At 43.7% G+C, this 26,207-nt stretch carries 20 protein-coding genes; 10 read left to right on the plus strand and 10 right to left on the minus strand.

The window, feature by feature from the left end; translation table 11 throughout:
• Nucleotides 1–77: 77 nt before the first annotated feature.
• From nrdF to AC1EKB_RS04095, 4 genes are all read right to left on the minus strand, one after another.
• Nucleotides 78–1,172 (minus strand): class 1b ribonucleoside-diphosphate reductase subunit beta, encoded by a 1,095-nt coding sequence (gene nrdF, locus AC1EKB_RS04080; RefSeq protein ID WP_415694509.1) that lies wholly within the window; start codon nucleotides 1,170–1,172, stop codon nucleotides 78–80.
• 94 nt (nucleotides 1,173–1,266) lie between these two features.
• Nucleotides 1,267–3,492 (minus strand): class 1b ribonucleoside-diphosphate reductase subunit alpha, encoded by a 2,226-nt coding sequence (gene nrdE, locus AC1EKB_RS04085; RefSeq protein WP_481248916.1) that lies wholly within the window; start codon nucleotides 3,490–3,492, stop codon nucleotides 1,267–1,269.
• Nucleotides 3,493–3,577: 85 nt separating this feature from the next.
• The gene (gene nrdI / locus AC1EKB_RS04090; RefSeq protein ID WP_481248917.1) at nucleotides 3,578–4,078 is read right to left on the minus strand and encodes a class Ib ribonucleoside-diphosphate reductase assembly flavoprotein NrdI; all 501 of its coding nucleotides are present in this window, start codon (nucleotides 4,076–4,078) and stop codon (nucleotides 3,578–3,580) included.
• A 79-nt stretch (nucleotides 4,079–4,157) separates the two neighbouring features.
• Nucleotides 4,158–4,409 carry a glutaredoxin family protein gene (locus tag AC1EKB_RS04095; protein ID WP_415694512.1) on the minus strand — a complete coding sequence of 84 codons (252 nt, stop codon included), beginning with the start codon at nucleotides 4,407–4,409 and terminating at the stop codon, nucleotides 4,158–4,160.
• A 426-nt stretch (nucleotides 4,410–4,835) separates the two neighbouring features.
• On the opposite strand from AC1EKB_RS04095, the gene gndA reads away from it, so the two are divergent.
• The gene (gndA, locus tag AC1EKB_RS04100; protein WP_481248918.1) at nucleotides 4,836–6,296 is read left to right on the plus strand and encodes an NADP-dependent phosphogluconate dehydrogenase; all 1,461 of its coding nucleotides are present in this window, start codon (nucleotides 4,836–4,838) and stop codon (nucleotides 6,294–6,296) included.
• Between the two features lie 279 nt (nucleotides 6,297–6,575).
• Here the strand turns inward: gndA and pgl are convergent, their stop codons facing one another.
• From pgl to AC1EKB_RS04120, 4 genes are read right to left on the minus strand one after another with little or no spacing between them, the layout of a single operon-like run.
• Entirely contained in the window at nucleotides 6,576–7,397 is an 822-nt protein-coding gene (pgl, locus tag AC1EKB_RS04105; protein ID WP_481248919.1) for a 6-phosphogluconolactonase, read from the minus strand.
• A gap of 50 nt (nucleotides 7,398–7,447) precedes the next feature.
• Nucleotides 7,448–8,434 carry a glucose-6-phosphate dehydrogenase assembly protein OpcA gene (locus AC1EKB_RS04110; RefSeq protein ID WP_481248920.1) on the minus strand — a complete coding sequence of 329 codons (987 nt, stop codon included), beginning with the start codon at nucleotides 8,432–8,434 and terminating at the stop codon, nucleotides 7,448–7,450.
• Nucleotides 8,431–10,011, minus strand: coding sequence for a glucose-6-phosphate dehydrogenase (gene zwf / locus AC1EKB_RS04115; RefSeq protein ID WP_415694516.1), 1,581 nt, complete (start codon nucleotides 10,009–10,011; stop codon nucleotides 8,431–8,433). The genes AC1EKB_RS04110 and zwf overlap by 4 nt, the downstream gene beginning before the upstream one ends.
• A gap of 56 nt (nucleotides 10,012–10,067) precedes the next feature.
• Nucleotides 10,068–12,338: an acyltransferase family protein gene (locus AC1EKB_RS04120; protein WP_481248921.1), complete on the minus strand. Its 2,271-nt coding sequence runs from the start codon at nucleotides 12,336–12,338 to the stop codon at nucleotides 10,068–10,070.
• Between the two features lie 624 nt (nucleotides 12,339–12,962).
• Between AC1EKB_RS04120 and AC1EKB_RS04125 the strand changes: the two genes are divergently transcribed.
• On the plus strand, nucleotides 12,963–13,457 hold the full coding sequence (locus tag AC1EKB_RS04125) for an inorganic diphosphatase (protein WP_481248922.1): 495 nt from the start codon (nucleotides 12,963–12,965) through the stop codon (nucleotides 13,455–13,457).
• Between the two features lie 200 nt (nucleotides 13,458–13,657).
• On the opposite strand, the gene AC1EKB_RS04130 is transcribed toward AC1EKB_RS04125, so the two are convergent.
• Entirely contained in the window at nucleotides 13,658–14,383 is a 726-nt protein-coding gene (locus tag AC1EKB_RS04130; protein WP_415694518.1) for a beta-carotene 15,15'-monooxygenase, read from the minus strand.
• A 203-nt stretch (nucleotides 14,384–14,586) separates the two neighbouring features.
• Between AC1EKB_RS04130 and AC1EKB_RS04135 the strand changes: the two genes are divergently transcribed.
• The 6 genes from AC1EKB_RS04135 to brnQ all read left to right on the plus strand — a co-directional run bounded on the left by AC1EKB_RS04135 (nucleotide 14,587) and on the right by brnQ (nucleotide 24,429).
• Nucleotides 14,587–15,402: a response regulator transcription factor gene (locus AC1EKB_RS04135; protein WP_415694519.1), complete on the plus strand. Its 816-nt coding sequence runs from the start codon at nucleotides 14,587–14,589 to the stop codon at nucleotides 15,400–15,402.
• A gap of 118 nt (nucleotides 15,403–15,520) precedes the next feature.
• On the plus strand, nucleotides 15,521–16,147 hold the full coding sequence (nth, locus tag AC1EKB_RS04140) for an endonuclease III (protein WP_481248954.1): 627 nt from the start codon (nucleotides 15,521–15,523) through the stop codon (nucleotides 16,145–16,147).
• Nucleotides 16,148–16,280: 133 nt separating this feature from the next.
• A complete protein-coding gene (locus AC1EKB_RS04145; protein ID WP_481248923.1) occupies nucleotides 16,281–17,864 on the plus strand; it encodes an ABC transporter substrate-binding protein in 1,584 nt (527 codons plus the stop codon).
• Nucleotides 17,865–17,933: 69 nt separating this feature from the next.
• Nucleotides 17,934–20,696, plus strand: coding sequence for a valine--tRNA ligase (gene valS / locus AC1EKB_RS04150; RefSeq protein ID WP_481248924.1), 2,763 nt, complete (start codon nucleotides 17,934–17,936; stop codon nucleotides 20,694–20,696).
• Between the two features lie 165 nt (nucleotides 20,697–20,861).
• Nucleotides 20,862–22,658, plus strand: a complete 1,797-nt coding sequence (argS, locus tag AC1EKB_RS04155) for an arginine--tRNA ligase (RefSeq protein ID WP_481248925.1) — start codon at nucleotides 20,862–20,864, stop codon at nucleotides 22,656–22,658.
• 214 nt (nucleotides 22,659–22,872) lie between these two features.
• Entirely contained in the window at nucleotides 22,873–24,429 is a 1,557-nt protein-coding gene (gene brnQ / locus AC1EKB_RS04160; RefSeq protein ID WP_415694523.1) for a branched-chain amino acid transport system II carrier protein, read from the plus strand.
• A gap of 104 nt (nucleotides 24,430–24,533) precedes the next feature.
• Here the strand turns inward: brnQ and AC1EKB_RS04165 are convergent, their stop codons facing one another.
• Nucleotides 24,534–24,881 (minus strand): phenylpyruvate tautomerase MIF-related protein, encoded by a 348-nt coding sequence (locus AC1EKB_RS04165; protein ID WP_004124315.1) that lies wholly within the window; start codon nucleotides 24,879–24,881, stop codon nucleotides 24,534–24,536.
• A gap of 137 nt (nucleotides 24,882–25,018) precedes the next feature.
• On the opposite strand from AC1EKB_RS04165, the gene AC1EKB_RS04170 reads away from it, so the two are divergent.
• Both AC1EKB_RS04170 and AC1EKB_RS04175 read left to right on the plus strand, forming a co-directional pair.
• Nucleotides 25,019–25,528, plus strand: coding sequence for a GtrA family protein (locus AC1EKB_RS04170; protein WP_481248926.1), 510 nt, complete (start codon nucleotides 25,019–25,021; stop codon nucleotides 25,526–25,528).
• 23 nt (nucleotides 25,529–25,551) lie between these two features.
• Complete coding sequence (locus tag AC1EKB_RS04175) at nucleotides 25,552–26,184, plus strand: histidine phosphatase family protein (RefSeq protein WP_481248955.1); 633 nt, start codon at nucleotides 25,552–25,554, stop codon at nucleotides 26,182–26,184.
• The last annotated feature ends 23 nt before the right edge of the window (nucleotides 26,185–26,207 follow it).

Consider the following 26,207-nt stretch of genomic DNA (forward strand, 5'->3'; position numbering starts at 1 on the left):
AAAGAGGTTGCTTATGAAAAGTACATAAGCAACCTGATTAATTAACTAATTAACGAAGCAATGAAACAACTAAGTGACTAGAAATCCCAATCGTCGTCGTCGGTTTCAACAGACTTGCCCATAATATAGCTGGAACCAGAGCCAGAGAAGAAGTCGTGATTTTCGTCGGCAGCAGGAGAAAGAGCCGCAAGAATTTCTGGGCTTACGTGAGTTTCTTCTTCGCTGTACTTAGCAGGGTAACCAAGATTCATCAAAGCTTTGTTAGCGTTATAACGCACGAAGTCAAAAACGTCGTCGTGGAAGTCAAATCCTTCGTAAATCTGACCAGAATACTCAACTTCCAAATCGTACAAAGTGTCAAGCAAGTTCATAGTGAACTTTTCAAGATTCTTCTTATCGTTCTCGCTTCTAAGCTCCAAGCCGCGCTGGAACTTGTAGCCGGAATAGTAGCCGTGAATTGCTTTATCGCGCAAAATCAAGCGAATCATATCGGCAGTGTTCATCATCTTACCGCGAGAAGCAAAATAAAGCGGAAGATAGAAGCCCGCGTAAAGAAGCAATGAAGAAAGCATAGTTGCTGCAATCTTGCGCTTAAGCGGATCTTCGCTCTCGTACTCGCAAAGCACGGTGGTAACGCGCTGCTGCAAAACGTCGTTGCCAACAGCCCAACGGTAAGCTTCGTCAATCTCCTCGCTAGAGCAAAGAGTGGAGAAAATAGAGGAGTAGGAGCGAGCGTGAATTGACTGCATAAAAGCAATATTCGTGTAAATAGCCTGCTCGTGCTCCGTGCGAGCGTGCTCAATCTGGCAAAGCTCACCAATAGTTGCCTGGCTGGTATCGAGCAAAGTCAAGCCAGTAAAAACGCGAGTAGTGGTCTTGCGCTCAAGGTCAGTTAGGGAACGCCAAGAAGGAATATCATTGCTCAGCGGAACTTTTTCTGGAAGCCAGAAGTTAGCAATAAGACGATTCCAAACGTCCAAATCTTTGTCGTCAATAATATTGTTCCAATTAACTGGGCGTACGCGCGATCCGTGATGGTAGCGGTACTGAGATGGTGTGATAGAAGCTGCCATCATAGCGTCGTCTGCGATTACGCGATTAGTGCCGAAAGGCTTATCGAGACTACTGCGCAGTTCTGTTGGGTCGAGCTTGGTTGGGCTGAGTTCTGTCATTATTACTCCTAAATTATTTGTTTCATACTACGTTTTATAAAATTTTTAAGTTTTTTCTTTGATTTAATTTGCGAAATATTTACTTCGCTACGACTTACAGTGTGCAGCTTACGCAACCTTCGATTTCCGTACCTTCCAAAGCCTTCTGGCGAATACGAATGTAGTAAAGAGTCTTAATGCCCTTACGCCATGCGTAAATCTGAGCCTTGTTCAAATCGCGAGTAGTAGTAGTGTCTGGGAAGAACAAAGTAAGGGACAATCCTTGATCCACATGCTGAGTTGCTTCAGCGTAAGTATCAATAATAGCCTTCCAGCCAATCTCGTAAGCATCCTTAAAGTACTGCATATTCTCGTTCGTCATGTATGCAGCAGGGTAGTAGACGCGACCAACTTTGCCCTCTTTGCGAATCTCAATGCGAGAAGCAATCGGGTGGATTGAACTCGTGGAATGGTTGATGTACGAGATTGAGCCAGTTGGAGGAACGGCCTGCAAATACTCGTTGTAAATGCCGTCGCGCAAAATCTCGTCGCGCAACTGCTCCCAGTCCGAAACGGTTGGAATTGCAACGTTAAAACGAGCAAACAAATCGCGAACCTTTTGAGTTTTAGGCTCAAGTGAGCGGCTGCCATCTGTGTACTTATCGAAGTAGTTGCCTTTGCCTGCAGACTTAGCGTAGGCGCTAGTCTTAAAGCTTGCAAAAGCAGTCCCGCGCTCTACAGCCAAAGCGTGAGAAGCCTTATAAGCGTGGTAAGCAACCGTCATAAAGTACATGTCTGTAAAGTCAAGAGCTTCCTCGCTTCCGTACTGCATGTGTTCACGCGCAAGGAAACCGTGCAAATTCATTTGACCCAAGCCAATAGCGTGACCTTCCGCGTTTCCGCGACGAATCGAAGGCACAGAATCAATAGAAGTATGCTCCGAAACAGAAGTGAGCGCACGAACAGCAAGCTCAACGCTTGTGCTCAAGTCACCATCCATTGCCTTAGCGATATTGAGAGAGCCAAGATTGCAAGAAATATCGCGACCAACGTGGCTATAAGACAAGTCGGCGTTATAAGTGCTTGCTTCCTGAGTTTGCAAAATCTCGGAGCACAAGTTGCTCATAGTAATGCGGCCCTCAATAGGATTTGTGCGATTCACAGTATCCTCAAATAAAATGTAAGGGTAGCCGGATTCAAACTGAATCTCTGCAAGAGTCATAAAGAATTCGCGAGCGTCGATGTACTTCTTATGAATGCGCGGATTTGCAACCATCTCATCGTAATGCTCGGTAACGGAGATGTCTGCAAAAGGCTTGCCATATTCGCGCTCAACGTCGTAAGGGCTAAACAAAGCCATCTTTTCCTTACGCTTAGCGAGCTCAAAAGTAATATCTGGAATCACAACGCCCAAAGAAAGCGACTTAATACGAATCTTCTCGTCTGCGTTCTCGCGCTTAGTATCGAGGAAACGCATAATATCTGGGTGGTGAGCGCTAATGTACACAGCACCAGCGCCCTGACGAGCGCCAAGCTGATTAGCGTAGGAGAACGAATCTTCCAAAAGCTTCATAACAGGCACAACGCCACTCGACTGATTCTCGATGCGCTTAATAGGAGCGCCAAGCTCGCGCAAATTCGTAAGGAGCAGAGCCACGCCGCCGCCGCGTTTAGAAAGTTGCAAAGCAGAGTTAATTCCTCGCGCAATAGACTCCATGTTGTCTTCCAAACGCACAAGGAAGCAGCTTACAGCCTCGCCGCGCTGGGCTTTACCAAGATTCAAGAACGTTGGGGTTGCTGGTTGGAAGCGGCCTGCAAGCATCTCGTCCAAATAGTTAAGCGCTGCTTTTTCATCGCCGTCTGCGAGTTCCAAAGCGACTGCAGCTGCGCGCTGAGCGAAGTTTTCCAAATACTTCTTTCCGTCAAAAGTCTTCAAAGCGTAAGAAGTGTAGAACTTAAAAGCACCCAAGAATGTGCCGAAAGTGTGGTGAGCGGCTTCTGCGTGCTCATAGAACTTATCTAGAAACTCGTCGCTATATTTGTGGAAAACGTTGCCGTTGTAGTAGTAATTGTCAATCAAATAGTTCAAGCGCTCGCGAGTGGAAGCAAACTTCATGCTGTGTTCTTGCACGTAACCCGAAACATAAAGCTTTTCTGCTTCCTGATCTTTATCAAACTGAATGCCTTTTTCTGGGTCAAAAAGACCGAGCATAGCGTTAAGAACGTGGTAGTCGCGGCTGTTGCGAATGCGTTCGGCAGTGCTACTGCTGGCAGTGCTGGCGTCGTCAGTGTGATCAAGATTAATCGAAGTAGATTCGCTCATCGGATCCGTGCTATTCATGGGTTTTTATTCCTTTCCTAGTGCGTTGTTTTTGCTTTTCAAACGCTGGTTGATTTTATTTATATGCTGTATTTGTTGTTTTTGTTTATTTCGTTTCTTCTGTTTCTTTTAGTTGCCTTAAGAATTTTGGTATTCCCTGCGCTACTTTTTCTATGTCTTCCGCAGTTCCCGTGAGCTCAAATGAGTACATATTTGGAATTGCGCATTTTCCAGCGATTTGACCGCCTGCAGCGCAATATGCGTCTCCAAAATTCGTATTTCCAGAAGATATTACGCCGCGAATAAACGAACGATTTTCGCGATTGTTTAGGAATTTGCGCACTTGTATTGGTATTGCTTTCTTAATATTTCCGCCGCCGTAAGTTGGCACAATCAAAACGTATGGTTCGCGCACATGCAATTCTGGTTCTTTTGGACGAAGCGGTATGCGATACACGTTCACATTGTTGCTTGGAAAATCGCAATTTTTCACGAATCGTAGTGTATTTTCGGAGACGGAAGAAAAATAGACTACAGCTCCGATTGATTCGCCTTGTGCGCGCGCTTCTGGCTCGCTTGGTTGTGACATATTTTCTTGATCACACATTTTTATGCTTCTTGATTGCTTTGATTATTTTGATTGCTTTGCGTATTTTGCGTATTTTGATTGTTGATTCTTGACTGCTTTAACCGTTTTGATTGTTGTCTTCTAATTGACTTGCGATTTGTGCAATCAAATCTGGACGATATCCGCTCCAAGATGAGTTTGGAGTAATCACCACTGGCGCTTGGCGATATCCTGCAGCGCGCAACTGGTCTAAAGTAGAAGGGCTTTGAGTTAAGTCTACTGTTTCAAAATTCACGCCTAGCTTAGTGAATTGACGCTTTGTGGCATCGCACTGTGGGCAATGTGGCTTGGTGAAAACTGTAATAGTCACGGTTCGTCTCCCTTCGTTATGTGGTGTTTAAGTTTTTGCTTTATGATTATTTAATTTCGTGCTTTTTGGCACGATTTAACAGTCTACTACCACTTAACACTATTTGTAGTGGCGTGTTGTATAGCTAATCCCTATATCTAGTGTCTCCAAATTTGAGCCAGCACGCGTGTCTATAAGATTTAAGCGGCATTTATGCTTTCTAAATAGCGATGAATAAAAGTAAAAATGTAATCTTTATCACAAAATTGCCACTATTGCGATAGTGCAAAATTTACGTGTGAGCGCAACAAAAACTCTTGTGCATATAAAACGATAAACTTAAAAAAGTGTGTTTTGATTGGTTAAGTGTTAAAGATAAAACAATCATAAAATAATAAAACGGTTATAAATATTACTGTTATAAATATTAAAAGATAGAGGTGCAAAATGGCGGAAACTCAAGCTAGAGCAAATATTGGTGTTGTTGGCTTGGCAGCTATGGGATCGAATTTGGCGCGAAATCTTGCGCATCACGGCAATACAGTTGCTGTTTATAATCGTCATTATTCGCGCACAGAAACGTTGATGAATCAGCATGGCAGCGAAGGCGATTTTGTGCCAGCTAAAACTGTTGAAGAGTTTGTGGCTTCGCTTAAGCGCCCACGCACAGCAATCATTATGGTAAAAGCTGGTGCTCCTACAGACGCTGTTATTGAAGAGCTTGCAAATGCTATGGAGCCAGGAGATATTATCGTTGACGGCGGAAACTCCTACTTTGAAGACACGATTCGCCGAGAGCGTAATATTCGCGCGCGCGGTCTTCACTACGTTGGTTGCGGTGTTTCTGGCGGAGAAGAAGGTGCTTTGCGCGGCCCTTCGATGATGCCTGGTGGCACGGAGGAATCTTGGAAGACGCTCGGCCCTATCTTAAAGTCGATTGCGGCTGTTGCAGAAGGCGAGCCTTGCGTAACACATATAGGCACTGATGGCGCTGGTCACTTTGTGAAGATGGTTCACAATGGCATTGAGTACTCAGATATGCAGCTTATTGCCGAAAGCTACGATTTAATGCTTCGCGGTTTGGGCATGAAGTCCGAAGACATTGCAGATGTGTTTAGCGAGTGGAACAAGGGCGAACTTGATTCTTATTTGATTGAGATTACTGCGGATGTGCTTCGCCAGAAGGATGCTAAGAATGGTAAGCCTTTGGTTGAAATGATGGTGGACCACGCTGGCATGAAGGGCACTGGCACTTGGACTGTACAGTCTGCGCTTTCTCTTGGAATCCCTGTAACGGGTATTGCGGAAGCTGTGTTTGCTCGCGGGCTTTCTAGCCAAGTTGCTTTGCGTGAAGCTGCAGAAAACCAGGGTTTGACTGGTCCAGATATGCATTTTGATTTGAACGATTCTGAGCGTAAGGCATTTATTGAGGATATTCGCCAAGCTTTGTACGCTTCTAAGATTGTTTCTTATGCGCAAGGATTTGACGAGATTGCTGCTGCTGCAATTGAGCATGATTGGAAGATTGATCAGGCTGCTGTTGCTCGCATTTGGCGCGGCGGATGCATTATTCGTGCTCAGTTCTTGAACCGCGTTTCTGAGGCTTTTGAATCTGGGCAGGCAAGTGTTTCCTTGCTTTTTGCACCGTACTTTAAGGATGCTATTGAAAAGTCGCAAGCTGCTTGGCGACGTGTTATTGCGCGTGCAGTGGAGCATGGCGTGCCTGTTCCAGCATTCTCTAGCTTGCTTGCATACTACGATGGCTTGCGTTCTAAGCGTTTGCCAGCATCACTTATTCAAGCTCAGCGCGATTTCTTCGGCGCGCACACATACGGACGCATTGACGAGCCAGGTGTATTCCACACTTTGTGGGCAGAGCCTAATCGCCCAGAAGTTAAGCAAGATTAAAACTAATAATATTTATAGCTAACATGCCTTTGCATTATTATGCAGAGGCATGTACTCTATTCTGATCTTTCTAGCATATTTTATTGCTGAATTTTACTAATATTCTTAAATTGATTGATTTCCTTGATATTTCAACGATTTTATAACACTCTTCCCAAATGCGCCATGTTTTTAGGGGCTGTTTTTCCCCAATGCGCTATGTTTTGAAAGCCATATTTTCGCAAATGCGACATCTAGGCTATGTTTATTCAATTTTTAGTTGATTGAATATTATGCATATTATTGGATTGCAGCGCGCAAAGTTTCTGCGGTAGTTAGCCACGCGATTTCTTCAGTTCCGTTAGCAAAAGATGCAGGATAGTCTGAGTTATTGTCACTAGAAAGCGCGTCCATTAAAGCTTTTCCTTTTTGCTCTCCAGCTGTTAAGAACCAAGTTCGGCGGCTATGAGCCAGCACGGGTGCGCTAAGCGTTAATCGCATTGGCGGCTGCTTAGGGGAGTGATTCACACCTAAAACTATGCGATCGCGATTGTGAATTTGCTGCAATCCTGGGAAAAGAGAAGCCATGTGCGCGTCTGGCCCCATGCCAAGAATTGCCAAATCAAAGTGAGGCTCTGGCCCAAGTAATCCTATAATCTCTTCCTCATAGTCGTGCGCTGCCGCATCTAAAATAGCGTCATTTTCAGCATCGCTAGCATTCGCCACTTCTTGCGCATTGCGCTCATCTGCAGGCATTTCGTGAATATGAGACTCCTGCAAAACTTTGTGATCGCTAAGCATGTTAAGAAGTAGCTCGCGAGCCTTGCGCGCATTGCGATCGTCGCTGTTATAAGCTACAAAACGCTCATCTGCCCACCAAATATGCACATTAGACCAGTTGATTGCTGGAAGTAACGGATTGCTAGCTAGCATTTGAAACATGCGAATCGAATCTGTTCCACCTGTTAGCAAAAGATGGAATGGCTTATTAAGATTTTCAACATTGTTTTGCCATTGCATAATCAAAGTTACAAATTTTTGTGCAGCAACAGCAGCTAAAATATCCTGATTGTCGTAGCCGTACACTGTTGCGTTATGTGCAAATCTAAAATCTTTAGCCATATGAACCTCTTATTTTGCAATCTTCGTTATTTTTGATTGTGCTATTGTGTTTAGTCACATCTGTTATCTTGCATTGTGCAACAATTTGCGTGAATAAGCTGCGCATAAATCTCGTCTGGGTCAATTCTGCGTAATTCTTCACTTAAACAGTCTTGTAAAGAACGAATCGGCATAGAAATAGGCTGAGAAGCTTGCCCAGGGAGACTTATTATTGCTTGGCTGCTGCCGGAAGGTCGAGTTAAAGAAAGCTCGCCATCTTGCCGCTTAAGACTTACTTCCGTAATTGCATTCGCGCTTGAATCTTCAACAATTTCTACAGGAACATTAAGTGAGATTTTTAGCCATTGTGCAAGCAAATGCAGTGGAACGTAGTGCTTAGGGCCGCTAACTTTAACGCTAAGAATCGGCAAGTGCGGCGGCTGATCAAGCATGGAAGCCAGCATTGCACGCCAAGACGTAATACGAGTCCAAGAAAGATCAACGTCTTTAGAAGACCAGTTTTTTCGCAGATTTTGTACAGTTTCAAGAGTGTTGCTGGCGCGCTGAGCGTCTGTAATTCTGCTGCTTGCCATAGCTCCAAGCAAGTCTTTAGCAGGATTTTCTGGAGCGTTTGTAGGCCACCATGCAACAATAGGCGCGTCTGGAACAAGAAGCGGAATAACAAGCGTATCTGGGTGACGAACAAGGTCATTATGCGGATAGAGAATAATGATTTCGCCTGCTCCAGCATCTGCGCCAAATCGCACTTGAGCGTCTAAGTTCGGTGTTTCTTCTTCTTGATTTTCTTGATTGCCTTGATTCTGATTATGCAAACTTGCATTAGCGCTTTGCCAATCGCGAACAATCGCGATAACGCGACAAGGGTGCTCGCGGCTGGCTGCATTTGCTGCTCCAAGCGCATTTTCAAGCTCTTTAAGAGTGGTGTCAATAAGAAGAGTGAGCACGCGGCCAGTGGCGGATTCGCCTCGTTCTTCGTGAAGTTCGTCGATTTTTGCGGATATTTTAGACGTGTTTGTGTTAGGAAGATTAATAATCATGGCAGCCTCCAATGGCGATTATCGCGAGCAAGCATTTGATCTGCCTCTTCAGGCCCCCACGTTCCAGCTCGGTATGGTTGCGGACGCGTGTTAAGCGAAGCCCAAAAATCTTCAATCGGATCCAAAATTTTCCAACTTAAATCAACTTCTTGCGTTGTTGGGAAAAGTGGTGGCTCGCCAAGCAAAACGTCTAAAATAAGGCGCTCGTAGGCTTCTGGAGAGTTTTCTGTAAAAGACCTTCCATAGCTAAAGTCCATAGAAACATCGCGAACTTCCATAGACGTTCCGCCTGGCACTTTTGCGCCAAATCGCATTGTTACGCCTTCGTCTGGTTGCACACGAATCACAATCGCATTGCTACCAAGTTCGCGAACAGCAGTAGTCTCAAAAGGCAAGTGTGGAGCGCGCTTAAAAATCACAGCAATCTCTGTAACGCGCTTGCCTAAGCGCTTGCCAGTTCGCAAGTAGAATGGCACTCCAGCCCATCGGCGAGTGTCTACGTCTAATCGCACAGCAGCATACGTTTCTGTAGTGCTATCTGGGCTAATTCCTTGCTCTTGCAAATATCCAATAGCCTTATACGAGCCTTGCCAGCCTTCTGCATATTGGCCTCTTGCAGTGTTTGCGCCCAAATCTTTAGGCAATCGTATAGCAGACAAGACTTTAGTTTTTTCTGCTGTTAAATCGCCAGCGCTAAAGCTTACAGGCTCTTCCATAGCAGTAAGTGCCATTAGCTGCAACAAGTGGTTTTGAATAACATCTCGTGCAGCGCCAATGCCATCGTAATATCCAGCTCTGCCACCTATGCCAATGTCTTCTGCCATAGTGATTTGCACGTGGTCAACATAATTAGCGTTCCAAATTGGCTCATACATTGCGTTTGCAAAGCGCAAAGCAAGCAGATTTTGCACAGTTTCTTTGCCTAAATAGTGGTCTATGCGGAACACGGAATTAGGGTCAAAAACCTCGGAAACTACGCGATCCAGCTCTTGTGCGCTTGCTAAATCGTGGCCAAATGGTTTTTCGATTATCACTCGTCGCCATGCGTTTTCGGAGGAGTGTGAGAGCCCCGATGCAGCCAGTTGTTGAGCTACAACAGGGAAGCTGGATGGCGGAACCGACATGTAGAACGCGTGATTTCCGCGAGTTCCGCGATCTCTGTCTAGTTCGCTTACGGTTTTGCTTAATCGCTCGAAAGCGCTTGCGTCGTCGAATGTGCCGCGAACAAAACGTATGCCTTTTGCAAGATTAATCCAAGTGGATTCGCAAAATGGCGTACGGCAATGCTGTTGAATATTTTCTCGCACAAAGTTTACAAAATGCTCATCTGTCCAGTCTCGTCTAGCGAATCCCGTAAGTCCAAATCCAGGCGGCAAAAGTCCTCGATTTGCCAAATCGTATACGGCTGGCATTAGCTTTTTTCTAGCTAAATCGCCCGTGATTCCAAATATAACAAGGCTGCACGGTCCTGCGATTTTAGCTAGTCGCAAGTCGCGCGGGTCTCGCAGAGGATTCTTCCAATCTGCAATCGAATCGCCCTTATTGCTTTGGGAAAATGGGGTTATTAACTCACTCATATGTACCATCGTAATATTTTGACGTGATTTGGGCGGTTTGTTTTGCTATGCGCAAGTCATCCGCCGCACACTGCTAGTCGTATCATTCGTGCGTATTGTGGCCCGCCAATAGGCGTTAAGTGTATTCCGTCGTCTGTTAGAAACTCGCTATGGCCTGCACTAGTGCCATTCCAGTCAATAATTCCAACGTTTTTGCGCTTTGATGCAAATGCGCGCAATTTTGCGTTCGTTTCGTCTTGCCAAGGTTGCGGCACGCGAGTTGTTACAAAGTACACGGGCTTTCCGCCAGTAATATTCACCATGTTTTGTAAAACTGACTCGTCTCTAGGCGGCCCGTTGGTTCCAAGCTCGTAGATTACAACACTTCCAGGGTGTTTTTCGGCTACGTCTTTTTGGTAGTCTTCGGCTCCGTGGAAAATCTGCCTGCTAACTTTTCCGTCAATCCAAGCGTTTGGTAGAGCTTTTATAAGGTACGGTTTTGCGCCTTCGGTTACGGAGTCTCCAACCATTGTTATGTCTGCTGTGCAAACGTCTTGTTTTGAGTCAATTTTCCAAGGTTTTGTGTTTATGTTTGCTGGCACTTTTTCTGCGATTGGGTTTAGAACTCTATGCGCGCTTGGCTTTGTTGGAAACATTTGTTTTGTTATATTTTGGCGTTTTCCGCCTACTTTTCTTTTTTGATTTTGATTTGACTTTGTGCCCGACTTGTTGTTTGAGTTATTGTTATTGTTTGAGTTTGACTTTGAGCTTTGGCCTGACTCTGGCTTTTGCTTGCCATTTTGCGAATGAGTTTTATTGTTTTGTTCTTGACTTGTTAGTTCTGGTCTTAATTGTATTGCTCGCGCCTGAGCAATGCTGTTCCAGTTTAATGGCGCAGCAATTAGCACTATGCACGCTATTGCGCACACAGTAGTTGCAACTCTTCGTAGAACAAATGGAAGTCGAATGTTTTTGCTTTTAACGCTTAAAGTATCGCTAGAAAGATCAAGGTTTTTATTTTTATCTATAGAATCATCTATAGAATCATCCATCGAATTATCTTTTGTATTCTCTGACTTTGTGTTAACACTAAAAGTCATATATTTACTTGCAAATGGCATTTCAAAAATTCTGTAAAATACTTCACCTGCAGCAACAACAATCACGCATTGCAAAATCTGCTCAAATAGCGTTATGTGCGTTGTTCTAGTTGCAGGATTTAAGATTTCGAGTATAGGAAAATGAACAAGATAAATCGCAAAAGATCTCTTGCCTAAGTAGCTTAACACGCTAGTGCCAAGTATTTTTGCGCAAACGTTGTTTTTTATCATGCAAGCGTGCATTAAAATCGCACAAACTATTGCAAAAAGCGCATAACCGCCGTACACAATCCACGTTTTTAGTCCGTCTTGTTTAATAAAGCAGAATAAAACAAACGCTAGTGCAGCAAATCCTACAATGGATTCTAAAATTGGCTGCTTGCCTTTGTTTTTGCCATTTTGCAAATCGTTTTCTTGATTTTCAATTTGTTCTTTTTCGCTTTTGCTTCCAACAATGTAGCGGCACGCGTCTGAGATGATTTTTATAGCAGATTTTCCGCTAAACCATGTGCAATACATTGCCAAAAGTGCGCCGATTAGAAATTCACATGCGCGCGTATCTAAAGCGTAGTACACGCGTGCAATGGTTTGCCCTTCTCCATAAAGAATTGTTATTGCAATGTTTGTAAGCGCAGACGCAATCGTAAGCGTTGCAGTAACAAGCATTCGCACAAACTTTGATTTAACTATTTTAAGAATTGCGCATAGAATAATTGGCCAGCAAATAAACATTTGCATAATAAGGCCTAAGTACCATAAATGCTTAATAGGAGAAGGCAGCCCCGATTGCTCAAAATACGAGACTTTTCGCAAAATATACGCCATGTTGCTGCTAAATGTTGCTCCAGTTAGAGCATCTGATTGCAACTTTGTTAAAAGGCTTGGCGAAAACAGCCACATAAGTGGTGCGCTTAGTGCAATAATGCCTAGCGTAGAAGGCCATATTCGTTTTATGCGTTTAAGCAGGTACTTAAAGTAGGCAATAAGTTTTGATTTTTTCTTCTGGCTTTCTTGGTTGCCATCTAAATGTGAATTTTTATTGTTATTCTCGCTGAACATTTTTAGCAAAGATACGGTGCTAAAGTATCCTGCCATAACAAGAAACATTGTTACGCCTAGAAAGCCGCCGTTGAATACAATTGGACGCAAGTGGAACGCTACAATTCCAATAATTGCAATCGCGCGCATGCCGTCTATTGCAGCGTTGCGTTTGTTTGCAGCGTTTGTTGCGTTGTTCAATTCTGTCATCTTGCCTACAACTTAATACGTGTTTGTTGTGTTTGCTGTATTTTTGTATTCAGTTCTTTGTTCAGTTTTACAAGTGTTTATGTTCGATTTTTTCCATTAGTATCGCTCTAAAACGTAGTCATATTATCTATGTATTAAGACACTAAAGACGCCTATAGCGTGTCTTAGTTTTTCCTTGATTTTTCGCGTATTTTTGCGTAATTAACGAGAGTTTTTTTAATGTGAGCTAAAATATTTTTCAAATGTTTTACTGTTTTTATTAATATTTTTTATTAATATTTTTCTTTATGTTTTTTGCATCGGTTAGTTGACACTTTCTGTGTCTTATCTAAATCGCGCATTATTGCGCTTTGCTTCGATTTGCTTGTGCGTATATCGTAAAGCGTATTGCGCGCTATTTTCCACATGTCGCAAATATATTACACAAATATGTCTCGCATATAGTCCGCATATAGTCCGCATATCTAACTGGTTCTGAATCGCTATAGTGCGCGTAGCGTTTTATATACTCTTTGCTGCGCGCTAAAGTTAGACTGAACAGTCTAAGTTAGATGTACAAACGTTAGATTGATAAACAAATGCTTAAACGTACTTAAGCATTAAGTTTTACGTTAAGGAGTAAAAATGGCAGAAACATTTAACGTTGTGGTAGAGATTCCACGCGGCTCTAAGAACAAGTATGAAGTTGATCACGAAACTGGTCGCGTATTTTTGGACCGTACCTTGTTCACCGCAATGGGATATCCAGATGATTACGGCTACATTGATGGAACTTTGGGCGAAGATGGCGATCCTCTTGACGCTCTTGTTATGATTCCAAATTCCGTGTTCCCTGGTTGCGTTGTTGAATGCCGCGCTGTTGGCTTGTATCACATGGTTGACGAAGCTGGTGGAGATGACAAGGTTTTGTGCGTGCCAGCAGACGTTCGCTTTGACGACATTAAAGATATTGATGATGTTAACGAGTATCACAAGGCAGAAATCAAGCACTTCTTTGAGCAATACAAGGCTTTGGAGCCAGGCAAGGAAGTTCTTCCTGGAGACTTCTGGGCTGGAGTTGATCAAGCAGAGAAGGAAATCGTTGCAGCTCGCAAGCGTTTGGAAGAAAGCGAAAAGTAGTTCTTGCGATTAGTCGCAAGCTTCTAAGCGTTTTAACAACGTATTTATTAGTGTCTAACGCATTTTATGTGTTAGACACTTTTTAATATCTTTTAATATCTTTTAATATTTTTTTAATATCTTAATAAGTAATTGCTATCTAATTGCGTGAAACAGTGCGTGAAACAACGTGTGAAACAACTAGCATTAACTTTAATCGCTTACGCTACAAGCAACATTGCTAATCCAGCTCCGTAAACAACCATTCCGCACATCATAATTGGAATCAAAGCTGTTCCAATTTGCGGGAAAACTGTTCCAGCATTGTATTGTGCATCTTTAATCCAAAGGTGAGAAAGACCAGCCAAAACAATCACAACAAACAGTCCAATAATTGCCACTAATACGCCAAGTTCTAATACGCGCACAGAAAAAGTGAATTTAATAATCGACGGCAAGAAAAGCCATCCAGGCAAGGCTGCGCATGCAATACTTGCAGTAAGGCAATGAGATAGGTTTCGTACAAGATTAGACCTATCTTCTCTAAACATTTGTCTAGCAAAGCTAACAAATGTTGCTGCAACAAGAATTAGCGCAAAGTTTACCGCCCATCGCTCGTATGGTCTAATAGCAGCAACAAATTTGTGAATACTAACTTCTGATTCGCCATCAATCACGCTGCTTGGCAGCCATCCTTTTAAGGCCAACGTTGCACACCACATAGACGCTACTGATGCAAGAAAAGGAATAGCTTTATCGGCTGTAGAGCCTTTGAGTGGCCAAAAAGTTATTAGAGCAAGAAGAATAAGAATGCAAACAGTTAAAACTGCTTTTGCTGTTGCAAACGGAAGCATAGCAGCAGATGCTAAAAGAACTATAGCAACAAATTGAGTTACAACAATCGTAATGTGATCATACATTTTGTTGCGCTGAATAGTGTTGCTCATTGTACGCTCCTATCGCGTTTACGCAGTATTCAATCTGTGTATTCAATCCGTGTATTTAATTTGTTAATCATGTATTTACATCATTTTATATGCAAGCGTACACTTGCGCTTTTTGATTCTTCTTAAGCATGGATTACAATTCTTTTTTATAACAGCTTGATTTTGAATTTTCATTCAATTCTATGCGCTATGGAGGTGTCAATATGACGGATATTACATTGATGACCTCTTGTGCCGCGCCTGCAAAAGTTTTGCCATCGCTAACGCTTCTTTCGCATCGCGTGCGCGTAGTGCCAATGGAACCTTCTAGCATACTTAAAATGCCAGAAGATACTATTCTTCTTGTTGATGCTAGAGAAGACTTATCTTTAGCAAAATCGCTGTGTTCTCTTGTGCGCGCGTCTAATTTAACAATGTCTATTATTCTAATTCTTACAGAGGGCGGTTTTACAGTTGTAAACCCATCTTGGGGCGTTAACGACGTTATGCTAACAACTGCTTCTCCTGCCGAAGTAGAAGGAAGATTGCGCTTAGCTGCTAAAAAAGTTGTATCTGCAGATTCTGCTGATGGCTCTACTGTTGCCGATTCCACTAGCGTTGAGGTTAACAGCAATGGTCAAATGTGCTCTGGAGATTTAGTTGTAGATACGCAAAGTTACACAGTTAGTTTGCACGGAAAGCCTATCGATTTAGCGTATAAAGAATTTGAGCTGCTTAAGTATTTTGTTCAGCATCCTCGTAGAGTTTTTACGCGTGCACATTTACTTCAAGAGGTTTGGGGCTACGATTATTACGGCGGAACGCGAACGGTAGACGTTCATATTCGTAGGCTTCGCGCAAAGTTGGGCGTTGAATATGAGCATGTTATTGGAACAGTTAGAAATGTTGGATATCGTTTTGACCCATTAGAAGCTCAAGTTGACGAAGTCGAAAATGACGATTATGCACAAAACGCTAATCGCGAGGATTCTGGCGATTCGCGTGACGAGGATTCAAGCGTTTCCAACGATTTAGACTAGGCTTATATTGGCTACAAATAACACGAATAAAATAAATAACACAATAAATAACACAATAAATAACACAATAGATAACACAAATAAAATCAATACGGTAAATGTGATAAATAAAAACAAAATGCGCGAAGAATACAGGATTTTATGCGAAGAAATCCCAAATCCAAAATGTGCGCTAAATTTTACGAACCCATTTGAGCTTTTAATCGCAACTGTTCTTAGTGCGCAAACAACAGATAATCGCGTAAATCTTGTTACAAGTAAGCTTTTTAAGGAATACCCAACGCCAGTCGATTTAGCAAAAGCGCAAATATACAACGTGCAAGAAATAATTCATTCGCTTGGATTTTATAGAGTAAAATCGCAACATATTATTGAGCTTTCGCAAAAACTTGTTAAAGATTTTAATGGCGTTGTGCCAAATAATATGGCAGATCTTACAAAGCTACCAGGCGTAGGAAGAAAAACAGCAAACGTTGTTTTAGGAAACGCTTTTAAGATTCCAGGATTTCCAGTAGATACGCATGTTATGCGCGTTACGTCAAGACTTGGCTGGGTTAGTGAGGCTAGTGCTAAAGCTAAAGATGCTGTAAAAATCGAGCAAGAAGTCACAGCTTGTTTTGCGCCAGAAGAATGGACGAATCTTTCGCATCGTCTTATTTTGCACGGAAGAATGTTTTGCACTGCTAGAAACCCGCGCTGTGCTGATTGCCCGCTTAGGTTTTTATGCCCTTCTGTTAGATTGTAGCAAGTCAATTTGCGCAAGATTACAAGATTAATGGCATCTAGTAAACTCTTTTAGAATATTTTTAGGATATTTTTAGACTATTTTGTGAATAAATTCGGCAATCAAATTCAAACGGTGATATAAACTTTTAATCATGCCTGAATTTGAAAGATACTCATCTGCTTCGCATGTGCGTAGTGCAAGATACGCGCATAAAACTAGACGAAGCGCTAAACCATGGGTTGTATTTATTGTTTTAATCGGCATTCTATCTGCAATGATTTGGGGCGGATGGCGGTTTATAGGCGGAAGATCTTTAATACCTACAAACATCTTTCCAGCGCCAAGTTCAACTTTAACAATAGGATTACGCACGGCTCCAGCTTCGCTAGATATTAGAACAGACGATAGCGATTCCTTACAACAGGCACTTTTGGAGAACGTTTACGAAACTCTTGTAAAACGAGACGAAAACAATGTTTTACACCCAGGGCTTGCGCAATCTTGGAGCGTTTCGGACGATGGATTGAATTATAAATTTAGGCTCCGCAGCGGGATTAAGTTTGCTAACGGAGACCCAATGAACTCAAGCTCCGTTCTTAAATCGCTTCAGCAAGGCATTACAAAGAATTATCCTGGCTACGAAAAGCTAACAAACATAACAAGCGTTTCTAATTCTGGGCCTAACGTTTTAAACATAACTCTTAAGACTCCAGACCCACTTTTGCCAAGGCGATTAGCTGGAAGAGCTGGAATTGTTTACAACACAAACATTTTTGTTAATTACGCTTCCGATGCTATTGGAACAGGTCCGTTTACGGTAAAGGGATACAATAAGGGTGGAAATCTCGTTCTTGTTAGAAACAACAATTATTGGGCGGGGCAAGCTGGATGCCAAAGCATAACTCTTAAGTATTTTAACGATGACACGTCTTTAGCAAACGCTGTTAATGATGGCAGCGTGCAAATGGCAATTCCACTAGACGGAAATGAAAACAATCGAATGGCTGCAATGTCAAACACTAAGTTGGTAAAGGGAAAAAGCACAAGATTAAGAATGTTTGCTTTTAACACGGGAATGTCATCTATGTTCTGCGATCAGCAAATTCGTAGAGCTGCAAGACACGTGATTGAGCCAAATGTTATTCTTGCTTCCGATCCTTTTGGAGGCCAGCTTGTTGGCGGTCCAATCGACCCTATGTCTCCAGGATATGAAGATTTTAGTAATACGTATCCTCACGACGTTCAAAAAGCTTACGGTATGTACCACTACTTTGTTGCAGGATATTTGCGCGGAATCACAATGCTTGTTCCGACTGGAATGGCTAGTGTTTGCGATCAAATGGCAAAAAACTTAAGCTATGCAGGTGGATTCCCAGTAAAACTAGAAGAATTAGACCAAAGTGTAATCGATCAACGAATACGCGAAGGCAAATACGACTTAGCTCTTACTTGGACTAATCACACTTTGGATTCTGGAATGTATGCAGACACTAAGTCTAACTACTTGTTCCAAGATCACGCTTCGCAAAAGTATTTTGCAGACGCAATGAAGTCTACAAGTCCGCAAGAGTACGAAGAAAACATTAAAAAGTACGCTAAAGAATTGTGCGATTATGCGGTTTCGGGATGGTTGTACGCAAGAAACAGCATTGTTGTTGCAAAGTCAAATGTGAGTGGATATCCTACTAACATGACTGATCAGCTGCTTCCTTTGCATGATGTGACTGTTAAATAGTGCTGGCTTAGTGAGTCCTTAGTGCTCTGTTATAGTGCGATGTCTCAGTGAGTTTCTAATATTCAGTTCATGAGTGAACAGGATAACACAGTAAAACACGCACATTTAACACCATTGCCTAATAAGGTTGGTGTTGATGGTCTTGAAGACAAATGGCGTAGTAATTGGGATGAAGCTAAGACTTACGAATTCCACAATTCTCGCGACCGCAAGGCCGTGTATTCAATCGATACTCCACCTCCAACCGTTAGTGGCCACTTGCACGTTGGTCACGTATTTTCTTACACGCATACGGATGTGATTGCGCGATATAAGCGCATGCAAGGCTTTGATGTGTTCTACCCAATGGGTTGGGACGATAACGGCTTACCAACAGAGCGCCGCGTGCAAAACTATTACGGCGTGCGCGTAGATACTTCGCTTAAGTATGACCCTGATTTTAAGCCGCCATTTGAAGGCACAGAAGGCAAGAAGATTGAGGCAAAAGACCAGGTTCCTGTAAGCAGACAGAACTTTATTGAGCTTTGTGAGCGCTTGACTTCTCAAGATGAGAAGCTTTTTGAAGCATTGTGGCGCAGGCTCGGTCTTTCTGTAGACTGGTCGCAAACTTACCACACTATTGGCGAGCAGCCTCGTCGAGTTGCGCAAAAAGCATTCTTGCGCAATCTTGCTCGTGGAGAGGCTTATCAGAAAGATGCTCCAGGATTGTGGGATGTGACTTTCCAAACTGCAGTTGCCCAGGCAGAGCTTGAAGCGCGCGAGTATCCTGGTTTCTACCATAAGATTGCGTTCCGTTTCGAAGATGGTACGCCAATTTATATTGAGACTACGCGCCCAGAATTGCTTGCTGCCTGCACTTCTTTGATTGCACACCCTGACGATGAGCGTTACAAGAAGTACTTTGGCAAAGAAGTTTACTCGCCGCTGTTTAAGGTGAAGGTTCCGATTTTGGCGCATCCTGCAGCTCAAATGGACAAGGGTGCTGGCATTGCAATGTGCTGCACTTTTGGCGACGTAACAGACGTTGAGTGGTGGCGCGATTTGAGTTTGCCAACTCGACCAATTATTCAGCGAAACGGCCGCATTGTAATGACTACTCCTGATTGGATTACGGACGAGTCTGGTCGCGAAATGTTCGAGAAGATTGCTGGCAAAACCACGTTCTCTGCTCGCAAGGAAGTTGTTGAAGCTTTGCAAGCAGCTGGAGATATGGAAGGCGATCCAAAGCCAACAAAGCGTATGACGAACTTCTACGAAAAGGGCGATAAGCCTTTGGAAATCGTCACTTCTCGCCAGTGGTACTTAAAGAACGGTGGCACGGACGAAAAGCTGAACGCTGAGCTTATTGAGCGCGGCAAGGAGCTTAACTTCCACCCAGACTTTATGCGCGTGCGCTACGAGAATTGGGTTCATGGCTTGAATGGCGACTGGCTTATTTCTCGCCAGCGCTTCTTCGGCGTGCCATTCCCATTATGGTATCCAGTAAATGAAAATGGGGAAGTTGACTATGAGCATCCTTTGACGCCTAGCGAAGACCGTTTGCCAATCGACCCAACTATTGACGTTCCAGAAGGCTTCGACGAGTCTCAGCGAGACCAGCCAAATGGCTTTACTGCTGAGCAAGACATTATGGATACTTGGGCTACATCTTCCTTAACTCCACAAATTGTGACTCGTTGGGAAGAGCCAGGTGAGGAAAATCAAGCTTTGTTTAAGGCTACTTTCCCAATGGATTTGCGTCCACAAGGCCAGGATATTATTCGTACTTGGCTGTTTAGTACGGTTGATCGCGCGCATCTTGAAAACGGCTGCTTGCCTTGGAAGCATGCTGCGCTTTCTGGCTGGATTCTAGACCCAGACCACAAGAAGATGTCTAAATCTAAGGGCAACGTGGTTGTGCCAAATAAGCCAATCGAAGAGTTTGGTGCGGATGCTGTGCGCTACTGGGCAACTTCTGCAAAGCTTGGCTTGGATGCAACTTACGACGAAGGCCAAATGAAGATTGGACGCCGCCTTGCGATTAAGCTTTTGAATGCTACAAAGTTTGCGCTCGCGATTGGTCGCGAAGACGAGGAACATCAGGTTCTTGAGTCTGCCAGCGCGGATTGGGATTTTGCAGACGTTACGGAAGTTTTGGATCGCTCTGTTATGGCAAAGCTTGCATCCGTTATTCGTACCGCAACTGATGCGCTTGAATCTTATGAGCATTCTAAGGCTTTGGAAGCAATCGAAACCTTCTTCTGGGAGTTCTGCGACGATTACATTGAGCTTGCAAAGAATCGTGCTTATGGAACTGCGGAATCCACGGGACGCACTCCAAGCGAATCTGCTGTAAAGTCTGCTCGCACAACTCTTGGTCTTGCACTCGACGCTTTGGCTCGTTTGCTTGCTCCTTACTTGCCTTACGCTACGGAAGAAGTGTGGAGCTGGATGCATGACGGCGAAGGTTCTGTGCATCGTGCTAGCTGGCCATGCGCTAAGGCGTATGAGGCTGCTGCAAACGGAGTTTCTGCAGACACTTTGGCTTACGCGGGCGAGGCTTTGGCTACTTTGCGCAAGATTAAGTCTGAAGCAAAAGTTTCTATGAAGACTCCTATTTTGCAAGTGACTTTGAACGTAGCAGAAAACGCTTATAAGGCTGTTGAGGAAACTTTGGGAGACGTTGCGGAAGCTGGACGCGTTACTGGAGAAGTAAAGCTTAACGCTGTTAAGGCTGCGGATGCTGGAGATTCTTCTGATTCTGAATCTGAATCTGCGGAATCTGATGCAGCTAATGTAAATGTTTCTGTTGCTCAAAGCGAACTCGGTGAAGCTCCTGCAAAAAAGAAGTAGTTTGCAAATAATTAAAAATGATTAATCGCAAGTAACTAAAGTAGCTAATCGTAAGCTGCTTGTGATTAGTCGCAAAACAAAAGCGCTGGAAGTCAATCTTCGACTCCAGCGCTTTTTGTGTATTGCAATCGCGAAGCATCGCGCGGTAACGCTAGACTGTAAACCATGAATCCAGAAAGCTTAAGTGAATTAATTGAAAAAATTGCTAAAGATTTAATAGCAAGCGGTAAAGCTGGCAGTTTAACAGAAGATTTGATTCCTGTTGCCGAAAAACTTGCAGTTATGCGACCAAAAGATCGCGCACACGGCGATTGGGCTACAAACGTTGCTATGCAGCTAGCTAAAAAAGCTGGTATGAAGCCTCACGATTTAGCCGAACTTTTCGCCGATCGTTTGCAAGAAGCAGAAGGTATTTCGCTCGTAGAGGTGGCAGGTCCTGGCTTTATTAACATAACGCTTGATTCTGCTTCTGCAGCGGCAGTTGTAGACGAGGTCTTAAATCAGGGTGCGGATTTTGGCAAAAATACGCATTTGAGCGGCAAAACTTTGAATCTTGAGTTTGTTTCCGCAAATCCAACTGGTCCAATCCACATTGGTGGCACGCGCTGGGCAGCAGTTGGCGATTCTATGGCTCGAGTTTTGGAAGCGAACGGCGCAAAAGTTGTGCGCGAATACTACTTCAACGATCACGGTGAGCAAATCAACCGTTTTGCAAAGTCTTTAGTTGCTGCAGCTCACGGCGAAGAAACGCCTGCAGACGGCTACAAAGGCGCGTATATTAACGAAATCGCGGACGCTGTTATAAAAGAAGCGCAAGCAGATGGCATTGATATTCTTTCTTTGCCACGAATCGATCTTGGAAAAGACGAGGAAGGATTGCCACTTGGCGAAGGCGATTCCGAGCAGCGAGAAGAGTTCCGCAAGCGTGCAGTTCCAATGATGTTTGCGGAAATTCGCAAGTCAATGCGTGATTTTCGTGTTGGTTTTGACGTGTGGTTCCACGAAAACAGCTTGTACGAGGATGGCGAAGTTGAGCGCGCTATTGCAGACTTGCGTTCTCGCGGGGACATTTTCGAAAAAGACGGCGCAACTTGGTTTGAATCCACTAAGCATGGCGACGACAAGGATCGCGTAATTATTAAGTCTGACGGCAATTACGCCTACTTCGCTGCAGATATTGCGTACTATCGCAACAAGCGCCATCGCGAGCAGAATCCTGCAGACGTAGCAATTTACATGCTTGGCGCGGATCACCATGGCTATATTGGCCGAATGATGGCAATGTGCGCAGCTTTTGGAGACAATCCTGGCGAAAATATGCAGATTCTTATTGGCCAGATGGTAAATGTTATGAAGGATGGCAAGCCTGTACGCATGAGCAAGCGCGCTGGAAACGTCATCACAATTGACGATTTAGACGATGCAATTGGCGTTGATGCTTCGCGCTACTCGCTTGCGCGCACAGATTACAACACAAGCGTTGATATTGATTTGGATTTGCTTGCTTCTCACAGCAACGATAATCCTGTGTATTATGTGCAATATGCTCACGCGCGCAGTTGCAATGTGGCTCGTAACGCGGCAGACGCTGGAATTAGTGCAGACGGAGCCGATTTAAGCTTGCTTAATACTGAGGCAGACGGCGAAGTGTTGGCTGCTTTGGCGCAATGGCCTGCAGCTTTGGCGCAAGCTGGCGATTTGCGCGCTCCGCACAGAGTTGCGCATTATCTTGAGGATTTGGCTGCAAGCTACCACAAGTGGTACAACCTTGAGCGCGTAGTGCCAATGGAGTTGAGTGACCCAGAAAATCGCTTGCCAGAAGCAGAGCGCGAGGCAGTTCGCATTGCAAAGTGCCCAGAGCCAGCACGAGCTGCAGCTCGACTTAAGCTTAATTCGGCTGTGCGTACGGTAATTGCAGAAGGCCTTGATTTGCTTGGTGTTAGTGCGCCAGAAAAGATGTGATTTAGCGCATTTACCCTTTATTTAGGACGCTAGCTTTTATGTTAGCGTCCTTTTATTTTTGATTAGAAGACACGCGCGAAATTGCAAATTTTTGTCGATTAAGTACATGCGATTTATTAATATACCCCCTAATATTATTTTTCGGTTTCAGTTTTGTTATTCAATGCGTTAAATAATATGCTTAAACAATTTTCACCATATAGGAGGTGTAAGCATGAGCGTCACAACACAAAGTGTCAGCACAGACAGTGCCCCGAAAAAAAGGAACTTGACAATTATTGAATCCGCGTACGTGGCGGTCATGTTGTTTGGCATGTTCTTTGGCGCTGGAAACCTGATTTTCCCAGTATTCCTTGGTGCTAACGCAGGAAACAATTCTGCTCCTGCAGCATTAGGCTTTATTGTTACTGGCGTTGGCTTGCCATTGTTAGGCGTTACGGCTCTTGCAATGAGTCGCGCAAACGGACTTTTTGAGCTTTCGAGCAAAGCTAGCAAAAAATACGGCATGTTCTTTACATGCGTTCTTTATTTAACAATTGGCCCGTTCTTTGCAATTCCGCGCTGTGCAACAACTTCATACACTGTTGGCTTGGAGCGAATTATTCCGCAAGACGGGAATGGGCAATTGTACTTGTTCTTGTTCTCTGTAGTGTTCTTTGCGCTCGCGTTCTTCTTTGCTATGAAACCAAGCGGCATACTCACATGGGTTGGTAAAGTTCTTACGCCAATCTTCCTTGTGTTCCTAGCGGTTTTGGTATTTACGGCACTATTTTCCCCTATAAGCGGTGCTTCTTCAGATGCTGCTCCTATGGGAAATTACGTTAATAAGTCATTCTTTACGGGATTCTTAGATGGCTACAACACAATGGATGCTTTAGCTAGCTTGGCATTTGGAATTGTGGTTGTTAGCACCATTCGCCAGTTTGGTGTAAAAGATCCTAAAGATGTGGCAGTAAATACTGCTCGCTCTGGATTCTTTAGCTGCTTGCTAATGGCTTTGATTTATGTTGCGATTGTTGTTGTTGGTGTGCGTAGCCGTGCTCTGTTCCCACCTGCGGAAAATGGTGGCGTAACTTTGGCACAAGTTGCACGTTACCATCTTGGGAATGCTGGCTTATTCGTACTTGCTGCAACTGTAACGCTTGCCTGCTTAAAGACTGCGGTTGGATTAATCGTAAGCTGCTCGGAAACCTTCTCTAAGTTATTCCCTAAGGGTCCTAGCTACCGTGTTTGGGCTGTATTGATTACGCTTGTTTCGTTTGGTCTTGCAAACTTTGGATTGAGCGCAATCATCGAATACGCGGTTCCAGTATTGATGTTCTTGTATCCACTGTCAATCGTATTGATTCTTTTGGCTTTGTGCGGTCGACTTTTTGGAAATTCCAAGGTCGTGTATGCTTGGACACTTGGTTTTACTGGTGTTGCAGCTGTATTTGACTTTTTGAATAGTTTGCCAACAGCTTTGCGAAACGCATTGCATATGAACGATATGTTGATTGTTGCTCAAAATTGGTTGCCGTTCTCGGAATTTGGAATGGCTTGGGTTTGCCCTGCTGTTGTTGGATTTGTTGTTGGCTATGTTCGCATGGTTATATGTGACAACAAAGGTATGGAAGAAGTGGCTCGTGTAGCTGCTGGCCCAGATCTTGAAGGCAGTGTTGCTAGTAGCGATGACTATTCTTCAGGCAATGATGAGCTTGACGAGTCGGATGCGTTCGCTGTATCTGCTAAAACTACTGTTGACGAGCCTAATTTTAGCAATCAATCCTAATGACTATTTGTATCTATTTGTATAGATAGTTGTAATAATAAATAATCGCCATATTTTGGTGCGTATTTTACGTAACAAGATATGGCGATTTTTGCGACTTGCGACTAGAAGTTGCCGCCGTTCCAACCCCAGTCAGTGGTTGCAGTGTAGCGAATATAAGTGCGATCCTGTGGAATTCCAAGCTCGCGATTCAAAGCTGCCATAATCTGCTCTGTCAACTTTTCCCAAGCCGAGCCTGGAACGCTAGAACCAAACACGTTCACTTCAACGTAAGCTGCAGGCTTAGTATTATCTCCTGCAAAATAAATTGGCATGTTGTCTTCAAATGGGCACATAAGCCAATGCTCGCTTTTGCCTGGAACCGCGCTAATCGCCTTGCCGTACGCTGCTTTTAAGGCATCGCGCTGAGCAGGTGTAGTGCTTACAGAAACGTGAGTGTGAATAACTGGCATAATTGCTCCTTTGCTAAATTTTATGAACTTGCTAAGTTTTATAAACTTGTGTTACGCAACTTGCGCTACGCAATAATAAACTTGTGTTACGCAATAATTATAGTGAATTGTTAACCTCCGCGTGTTTAATTGAATGTATGAAAAAACTTATTGAACAGGTTGTTAAGTTTGGAATCGTAGGCATCATTGCGCTGATTATTGACGTAGTGTTGCTAAATCTGCTTCTTCTTGTGCATCTTAATAACGTTGTTGCTGGAACAATATCTTTTATAATCTCACTTATTTTTAACTACATTGCCAGCATGAAGTACGTGTTTAAGCACCGCGAAGACATGGCTCGTTGGATGGAATTGCTGATTTTTGTTATTTCTGCAGTTATTGGTTTGCTTATTAATGATGCGATTATTTGGCTTAGCACGCTTGGAATGTCGCAAGCTTTGCGCGGTACTGCGATTTACATGCTTCGCACAAACATTGGCAAGCTTATTGCAACAGTTGTTGTAGCTGTGTGGAATTTTGTTATTAGAAAATGGCTTTTAGATGACACAAAGTCACAAAAACCTGGTTATGATGCCGCTAAAGACAATACTTTTGCTCACAAGTTGGGCGAGTGGTCGCTAAGTCACACTCCAAAAGGATGGAAGTAGGTTTGGAAGTAGGTTTAGAAAATATGCCAGCTACGACTATTCATTTTGTGCGCCACGGAGAAGTGGAAAATCCAAATCACGTGCTTTACGAGAGACTCCCAGGATTTCACTTATCTAATCGCGGCTTAAAAATGGCTCAAGCTACAGCAAAATACATTGCGACTGTTCCACAAATGCGCGGAATTAGTGCGATTTATTCGTCTCCTTTGGAGCGCACACAAGAAACGGCGCAACAAATCGCAAACGCTTTGCAAATTGGCCCGATTATTTTAGACAATCGTCTAATCGAAGCGGAAAACAATTTTCGCGGAAAAAGAATCGGCTACGGCGAAGGCGCTTTGTGGAAAAACAATAATTGGAAGCTTGTATCTAACTTGTGGAAGCCGAGTTGGGGAGAATCCTACAAAAGCATTGCAGATCGCGTTGGCGATTTTGCGCGCGAACAAGTGAAAAATCACCCAGGAGAACAAATCGTAGCTGTAACGCATGAATCGCCAATATGGTCTTATCGTCATCTGCTAGAAACAGGTCACGCGGAGCACAATATGCTTTTGCGCAAGACGGCTTTGGCGTCGATTACGTCGATTACGTTCGATTGCGCAAATATGAATGTGCTTTCCATCACATATGTGGATCCTGCGGCGCGTGTGCAGTAGAACGTGTGGAATAATAAGCAGTA

This window comes from Gardnerella sialicivorans subsp. sialicivorans (genome assembly GCF_056746795.1).